The organism is Parasutterella sp. (assembly GCF_057870745.1).
In genome coordinates this window covers 1-8,479 of the sequence record NZ_DBMALT010000069.1, presented here as the reverse complement: position 1 = coordinate 8,479, position 8,479 = coordinate 1, and the positions used below count along the sequence as shown (strand labels likewise).

Annotated in this window: 5 protein-coding genes; all 5 read right to left on the bottom strand. The window is 48.9% G+C overall.

The annotated features are described in order from the left end of the window. Nucleotides 1-210 precede the first annotated feature (210 nt). Nucleotides 211-1,092, bottom strand: a complete 882-nt coding sequence (gene ypfJ / locus ACZND6_RS12315; RefSeq protein WP_489524741.1) for a KPN_02809 family neutral zinc metallopeptidase — start codon at nt 1,090-1,092, stop codon at nt 211-213. A gap of 135 nt (nt 1,093-1,227) precedes the next feature. Continuing rightward, nucleotides 1,228-4,047, bottom strand: a complete 2,820-nt coding sequence (gene parC, locus ACZND6_RS12310) for a DNA topoisomerase IV subunit A (protein ID WP_489524740.1) — start codon at nt 4,045-4,047, stop codon at nt 1,228-1,230. 13 nt (nt 4,048-4,060) lie between these two features. Then, a complete protein-coding gene (locus ACZND6_RS12305) occupies nt 4,061-6,040 on the bottom strand; it encodes a DNA topoisomerase IV subunit B (RefSeq protein ID WP_008811755.1) in 1,980 nt (659 codons plus the stop codon). 132 nt (nt 6,041-6,172) lie between these two features. Then, a complete protein-coding gene (locus tag ACZND6_RS12300) occupies nt 6,173-6,838 on the bottom strand; it encodes a hypothetical protein (protein WP_008863319.1) in 666 nt (221 codons plus the stop codon). Nucleotides 6,839-7,074: 236 nt separating this feature from the next. Next, the gene (locus tag ACZND6_RS12295; protein ID WP_281537171.1) at nt 7,075-8,331 is read right to left on the bottom strand and encodes a dicarboxylate/amino acid:cation symporter; all 1,257 of its coding nucleotides are present in this window, start codon (nt 8,329-8,331) and stop codon (nt 7,075-7,077) included. Between the last annotated feature and the right edge of the window lie 148 nt (nt 8,332-8,479).

Here is an 8,479-nt window from a genome sequence, read left to right as displayed (position 1 = left end):
TAAAATCTTAAAGGTCAACTGCATTTAGTTCTAAGAACAAAGAGTCAACTTACGATTAGTTTTAAGCAAAAACAGAGTCAACCAAAATCAGTTCAGGTCAAGTCTATGCCGTCATCAAGGTTTCCAACGTTATGGTTGGCACAGACGAGTAATTCTCGTTAGCTTCATGCAAAAGTCCGACTTTTTTTCGTCGGACTTTTTGTTTTTGGGTTACTGCGGACCGGCGCCGGCCTTAAAGGTATTGCACATCTCAGGATTTCCGGTATCGAATCCTGTCTTAAACCAGTAATAACGCTGTTCAGATGTTCCATGTGTAAAACTATCCGGCACGACTCTTCCCTGAGCTTCACGCTGCAGTCTGTCGTCTCCGATTGCAGTTGCTGTCCGTAAAGCTTCCTGCAGGTCTCCTTTCTCTAGGATGCCCTGTCTTTGCATATCGTGTCCCCAGACGCCTGCCAAACAGTCGGCTTGGAGTTCAAGTTTGACGGAAAGCCTGTTGGCTTCTTTAGGGCTGACTTGAGACTGCAGCTTCTGAACTTGAGAAGAAATGCCGAGAAGCGTTTGAACATGGTGTCCGACTTCATGAGCTAAGACGTAACCCAAAGCGAAGTCTCCTCCGCCTCCCAGTTTTCTCTGCATGTCTTTATAGAAAGAGAGGTCCACATAAAGCTTATGGTCGGATGGACAGTAGAACGGACCCATCGCAGCCTGACCGTATCCGCATGCGGTTCTGGTGCTTCCGGAATAAAGCACCATTTTCGGAGGAATATACCTTTTACCGGACTGAGTAAAAATTCGGCCCCAAGTTTCTTCTGTTGTTCTCAGTGCCACTGAAGAGAACTTCGCCAATTCCTGCTCTTGGGCACTCGGCTGATAACTTGAGCTTTGTGTCGGTGTGGTCATCGGGGAATCCAAGCCGAGGAGCGGAGTTAAGTCAATCCCGTAATAACCGGCGACTAAAACAACCGCCAAGACCGCCAATCCCAACTTGCCGCGAGGCATCGGAAATCTCGGGCCGCCTCCGCCGAATCCTCCGCCCTCGCCTCGGCGGTCCTCAACGTTGCTGCTGCCTTCTCTGTCTTTCCAAAGCATCCTTTCCTCCGATGCATGTGTTGTCTGTGCACATTTTAGGAGTCATTCCCGAGAGAATCTTGCAGCTGAACCCACTTTTAGGAAAAGGCGTCGTTCCTTCCGGAACTAGCGCCTTTTATTAGAGTTTGAAATTATTTAGATAATTGTGCTCTCTTCGACTTCTTCACTGTCGTCTGCCTTATTGGCAGTCTCAAGCTTATAAGGCTTCAAACCTAAGAACTCCCATTTAGCCTCAACGAACCGGCCCTTACGGCCTCTCCGTGTTCGGTAGTCTTCAATGGAGCGAGGACCGACCAAAAGTTCCTGAATCTTGCCGCCGCGGCCTTTTCCGACCACCACGACTCCGTTCGGAGAAATCGGAACGGCTGCAACCAGTTTTTCATCGTCTTGGAGCGCCATGATCGTGGTGCCCTTGCCCCCGCTGGAAAGCGCCCGAAGCTCGTCTGTCGTAAAGACGACCAATCGGCCGCTCGAAGACAACGCGGCGATCCAGCCGGTCAACGGTGTTGAAACCTGAACCGGAAGCGGTTTAGCTCCGTCCAAGATAAAGAAGGATTTGCCGCCTCTCTGACGGACTGCAAGATCAGACATCTTGCAGAAGAAGCCCATGGCTGCGTCTGAGGTAAACAGCAAGACGGTATCGGGCGCACCGCAAATGTAGTCAAAGGGAACATCTCCGTCCTGGAATTGGACGAACGCGCTCACATGAGTCCCCTCGCCTCTGGCACTCGGCAGAGAAGAAACCGGAATACTGTAAATGCGTCCGGTGTTCGACAAGATATACAAATTGTCGACACTGCGGCATTCCATAGAGCAGCGATACTTGTCGCCCAGCTTGAAGTTCATGGCACGAGCGTCAAATCCATGACCTTGTCTTGAACGCAGGAAGCCCTTTTCACTCACGATCACTGTGACAGGTTCATCAATCACCTGTTTCGCAATCGAAGCGCCCTTGGCTTCTTCAATGAGTGTGCGTCTTTCGTCGCCATAGGTGTCAATATCCTGACGGATCTCTTTGGTGACTTCTCTTCTCAGTTTCTTTTCATCCGTCAGCAAGCCGCGCAGACGTTCAGCTTCATTCCGAAGCTTCTCCAGCTCTTTACGGAGTTTGACTTCATCGAGAGAGGCCAACTGACGCAGTTTGATTTCAAGGATGTCTTCGGCCTGCGTATCAGACAATCCGAAATGCGTTATCAGTTCTTTCTTGGGATCGTCCGCACCGCGAATGATGCGAATCACTTCCTCAATATCAACGAGAACAATGAGACGACCTTCCAACGTATGGATACGAGCTTCAGCTTCATTTAAAGAAGTCTGAGATCGAGCGCGAACCGTACGCAGTCTAAAGCTAACCCATTCGGAAAGAATGTCTTTCAAACCTTTTTGACGAGGTTTGCCGTCAATGCCGATCACCACAAGGTTGAACTTGCAGGAGGTTTCAAGACTGGTCTTACTGAGAATGGTGCTGACGAGCTCTTCTCGATCAATGGATTTCGATTTCGGATCGATGACCAAGCGTACAGGTGCCTCAGCACTCGACTCGTCTCTCATGCCGCTCATGACGTTCATGATCAGCTGCTTGTCCTGCTGCTGTTTTGCAGTCAGAGACTTCTTACCTTGCGGTGCCTTAGGATTAGTGAGCGCTTCCAGTTCCGACATCACCTTCATGACGGAAACTTTATACGGAACGCTGTCAAAAACTAACTGCCACTGGCCCCTGGAAAGCTCTTCAAAGTGGTAAGTGGCGCGAACCTGCAGGTTGCCGTAACCGCTTCGATAAACATTCTTAATGTCAGAGGCAGAAGATATAACCTGAGCACCGCCCGGGAAATCCGGACCTTTAACAATTTCAAGCAATTCGTCCGTCGTGATCTCAGGATTACGGATCACTTCAATGGCAGCCTCTCCGACTTCCGTAAGATTGTGGGACGGAATTTCGGTTGCCATACCGACCGCAATACCGCTGGAGCCGTTCAATAAAAGCACCGGCAGACGGGCCGGCAGTAAAACTGGTTCTTTATGGGTTCCGTCGTAGTTCGGAATAAATTTGACGGTTCCTTTGTCCAGTTCGCCAAGCAGAAGATCGGCATACTTAGAAAGGCGGACTTCGGTGTAACGCATAGCCGCAGCACCGTCGCCGTCAGCCGAACCGAAGTTACCCTGACCTTGAACCAACGGATAGCGCATCGTGAAGTCCTGCGCCAAACGAACCATAGCGTCGTAAGCGGCCGAGTCACCGTGCGGATGATACTTACCTAAGACTTCACCGACGACTCGAGCACTCTTAACCGTTTTGACATCCGGATTCAGGCCGAGCCGCTTCATTGCGTAGAGAATTCTTCTCTGGACAGGCTTCATGCCGTCGCAGACGTCCGGCAATGCACGGCCTTTTACCACAGAAATAGCGTATTCCAAATAAGCGCGGCTTGCAAAGTATGCAAGCGTTAATTCATCGCAGTCTGTGTCGGCATGCTTCAGAGCTTCTTCGACGATGTCAGAACCACGGGGCTGTGCAGGCGCAGGAACCAATTCTGCTTCTTCAACTTCGTCCGCAACTTCCTGAAGCTCTTCCTTCATGTCAGAAGCATCTTCACGCATCAGGTTTTGAGCGAGCTGCTCGGCTTCTTCTAGAGAATCTTCATTCTTCGGTTCAGAAGCCGGTTCAGCCAACTCTGCTGTTGCATCTTCCGGTTGAAACTCTAATTTCTTTTCACCCTCGGAGGAAGACTTTTCTGCCTCAGGAGAATGTTCCGGCTCCTCCTCTAGCATATCAAAGAGGAAACCGGTTCCCTTACCGATGTCTTCTTCGGGTTCCGGCTGAGCTTTTTTAGCTTTTCCTTTCTTCTCTTGGGGCTCTTCGTCTTCAGCTGCGGGCAGAACCGCCTTTCCGTCGATTTCTTCAAAAAGCTCGGTCTGATCAGCTTCCGTTAATTTGCGTCTTGGTTTCTTAGGCATTTATTGCGCTCAGTTAAATATCAGGTTCGAACTGGTCGCCGTGGCGTTCGATCCACTGCTTACGTGCGTCGGCTTCTTTATTTCCCATGAGAATCTGCATGGCCTTTCCGGTTAAATCGTCGCCCGGTAGTCCGACCTTCACCGGCAAAAGTCTGCGGGTTTCGGGATCCAAAGAAGTCTCTTTGAGTTCTTCCCAATCCATTTCGCCGAGACCTTTGAATCGTGAGATAACGATCTGAGCATCGGTAAATTTTTCTTTTTTGAGTTTCTCGACTGTCTTTTTCAGCTCTTCTTCGTTCAAGCAGTAAATTCGGCGTTCTTTCTTCTTTCCTTTGTTCGGAACCGAAACCTTAAAAAGCGGCGGCATCGAAATGTAGATATGCCCTGTCTCCATAAGGTAGGAAAAGTGCTTGTAGAAAAGCGTCAGCAGGAGCACTTCAATGTGAGAGCCATCCACGTCGGCATCGGCCATGATGCAGATCTTGCCGTAACGAAGATTTGAAATATCGGGCTTCTCACCGATCTTGTGGGGATCGACACCGATAGAAACCGAAATATCGTGAATTTCTTTGTTGCCGAAAAGCAGGTTCTGATCGACTTCCCATGTGTTCAAAACTTTACCGCGAAGAGGAAGAATGGCTTGATATTCTTTATCGCGTCCCTTCTTAGCCGAACCGCCCGCAGAGTCACCTTCCACCAGGAAGAGTTCATTGCGGGAAATATCGCCGCTCGTGCAATCCGTAAGTTTGCCCGGAAGAACCGCAACAGAAGATCCTTTTCTCTTTTCGATTTTCTGAGCGGAATGCTGGCGCGCCTGTGCCTGCTTGATAAACATTTCAGCAAGCTTGCGGCCCTCTTCAACGTGGCTGTTGAGCCAGAACTCCATCTGCGGACGCACAAAGCTGGAAACCAGCTTCAGCGCATCTCGGCTGATCAATTTTTCTTTGGTCTGTCCCTGGAACTGAGGGTCCAGTACTTTTGCATTCAAGACAAAGCTGGCACGCGCAAACACGTCATCCACGATCATCTTGATGCCTTTAGCGCCCAAGCCATGGGTTTCCATGAAACTTCTCATGGCTTGGAAGACGCCGTCGCGCAAACCAGCTTCATGAGTGCCGCCGAGTGGTGTCGGAATCAGGTTCACGTAGCTCTCACGTTCCAGCTGACCTTCATCTGTCCAGCAAACGACCCAGCCGGCGCCTTCGCCCTGAGAAAAGGTATCGTCGTCCGCTCCGGCAAAGCCCTGTGCTTCGAAAGGCTGAACCAACGGAGGACGGTCCAGCTGTTCGGTCAAATATTCCTTGAGACCGCCTTCGTATTTCCAGACCTGTTCGATGTTGTCTTTTTCATTGCGATAGACCACCTCGCAGCCCGGAAGCAAAACTGCCTTACTTCTCAAGAGGCGGATCAACTGGTTCTTAGGAATCGTGAGCGTGTCGAAATACTTTCCGTCCGGCCAGCAGCGAACCCTCGTTCCGGTCGCTTTCTTTGGTCGAGGAGTTTTAACACTGTTCAAAGGCACCGTAACAAAACCGTCCTCGAAAGTAATTGAGCTTTCGAGACCGTCACGCCAAACGGTTACTTCCAGGCGAGAGGACAGCGCATTGGTGACAGAAACACCGACGCCGTGCAAACCGCCGGAGAAAGAATAGGCACCGCCGGCACCTTTGTCGAATTTACCGCCGGCATGCAGACGAGTGAAAACGATTTCAACAACTGGAACCTTCTCTTCCGGATGAATACCGACCGGAATGCCGCGTCCGTTATCTTCTACGGAAATCGATCCGTCAGCGTGTTCGGTCAGGATGATTCGGTTGGCGAAATTCGCTAAAACCTCGTCCGTCGCGTTGTCGATGACCTCCTGAATAATGTGCAAAGGACAATCCGTCAAGGTATACATACCGGGGCGTTGTTTAACCGGCTGAAGACCTTTCAAAATGCGAATCGATTTTTCGGAGTAATCGTTGACTTTATTATCTTGCTCAAGAGACATACGGGCGTCAATCCAGCGACAAAGAAAAGATGCAAATGGCTATTTTAACAAATTGATTTAGACCGACTTCTGCCTTTTTACGGCCGGGAAGTCATCTTTTGACGCGTTTTTACTAATAGTTTTTACAGAATCCTACGAGGCCTTTCGAGCCTGTTCTGCCTTCATCGCCTGCAGATAAATCCCGTCGGCGAGGTCTCGAAGTCCTCTGGCGCATTTTTCCGGATTGCCTCTCGCGTCCTTAAAGACATACCAAATTCGATGGACCGCTTTTCTCAAGTTTTCATCTTCGAAGAGATCGCCGATGAGAATTTGCAGCTCCTTGTTCTTAGCAGTCCCGCCTTCCATAGCTTTATAAGCGGCCAAGGAAAAGATCCTTCTCACATCGTAGCCGCCTTTTAAGCCTCTTAATTTAAGAATCGCCGGAGCAGCTAAGTAAAGAGCTGTTGTCGCAAACCGGTCCCGGCGATCAATGGATTCCAATTTTGTAAATAGGAGGATTTCGCCGGCAGAAAGAGGGTCTTCCTCATAATTTCTAAGATTGAACGTCTTCAAAAAGATAGCGTTCATCAAGCGGTCAAACTTTTCCTGAGGCGACTGCATTGCTTCGTCAGGAGGATTATTTTGTGTCGAGGTTGCGACCAGTTCGCAGAAAGAATTGATCGTCTTCCAATTAGGAAGACCGCCTTCCTCCAATTCCAGCTGCAAAAAATTCAGCAAATAACCATCCTTCTGGGCTTCAGCAACGATTTTCTTGGTTTTCGTTGTAACACCACAAGACCAAATATCGTTAATAAACATAATACAACCTGACAGCTCAAAAGGACTAAAAAACGGACTACTTCCATTCTAACCAAGGTTGCTTTACGCCTGCTTACATTTTTGACGCCTCTGCGGGTGATCACTAACCTTGGTTTCTTCACCACCTATTATCCAGATTTTCCTACTCTATGAGCGCTGTATACGAATTCAGCCTCCATCGGAGGCTGAATTAGCTATCAATGACCATCTGCAATCAAATTGCAGAGAAGTCCAAGTTACTTGGCTGCCATAACTGCATCAAGTTCCTTCATGTCTTTATCAACCATCGCAGAAACAGAGCTGTCGGACCAGACGTTAAGACTGGTTTCAATCATATCTACCACGGCATAGAAAGGCAGAATCACTCCCATCAGAAGGATGGGAACATTCATGCTGGCGAGCAAGCTTGCGGACAAGAAGAAGCAGCCCATAGGCACGCCGGCGTTCCCGATAGCTGCCAGAGTCGCAATAAAGATCCAGGCAACAATGACACCGGGATGGATATCAAGACCAGCATTTTGCATCAGATAGACGACGGTTAAGAAAATGAAAGCCGCACAGCCATTCATGTTGATTGTTGTGCACATCGGAAGGACGAACTGCGCAACCTGCGGTTTTTCTCCGAGGTTCTGCTGCGCGCATCTCATTGTGACCGGCAGTGTTGCAGCTGAGGACTTAGAGAAGAAAGCCAGAGCAAGAGCCGGCAGCATTCCCTTTGCAACTTTAATCGGATTGAATCCTTTAAACATCAGGAAGGCAGGGATCACGATGAACATCTGGATTAAGTTCGCGGAAATAACCAATGCGAAGTAAGTTCCCAAACCGCCTAAGCTGACGCCATGGCTGACTTCCTGAGCCAGTGAAGCGACGAAAGCAAAGATACCGATCGGCAAAACGACGATAAGCCAATTGACAAGCGTAAAGAGAACATCCTGAGACGCTTTAAAGAATGTGATCATGAGATCCTGATTCTTAGATTCTCTCGGCATCTTTGCAATGGCAATACCGACAGCTGCAGCGATGAGAAGTACAGAAAGAACGTTCGCTGTTTGGAACGGCGTAATGAAATTATCGGGGACAATGCTTTCCACGTAATCCAAATAAGAGTGACTTCCTAATTTATTAGAGATATCAGGAGCCGTTCCGATGACGGCCACGTTCGCCGGTGTAAAAAGCACGTATAAAGAGGCGGCCACGCAAGCGGCAAGAATCGTTGTTGAAAGCGTATAAAAAATCGTGTGTCTGAAAATCTTCGCCGATTCATTGTTCTGAGACAAAGTCGACAAAGAAGAAATAATGGACACGCAAATGATCGGAATACTTAAGAACTTGAACAATCTAATGAAAACGGTGCTAATGAACTGCACAACGATCATTAAATAATGGTTTTCCCAAATTCCGGCCAAAATGCCTAGAGCAATTGCCAAAAAGTAGGCAACAACCACGCCAACGAAGCCTTTCTGCATCCCGGCAGCTAAGATTTTTTTATCCACGATGAATCCTTATGTGTGTTTTTGTAACAGGATATACCAGACTTGAAAATCGAGTAGGGGAAGCTTTCACCTACCCCTCTCACACCACTGGGCATGCGGGTCTCGCACCCAGCGGTTCCAATTAACCTATGCGGGTCGCCTATTTGCT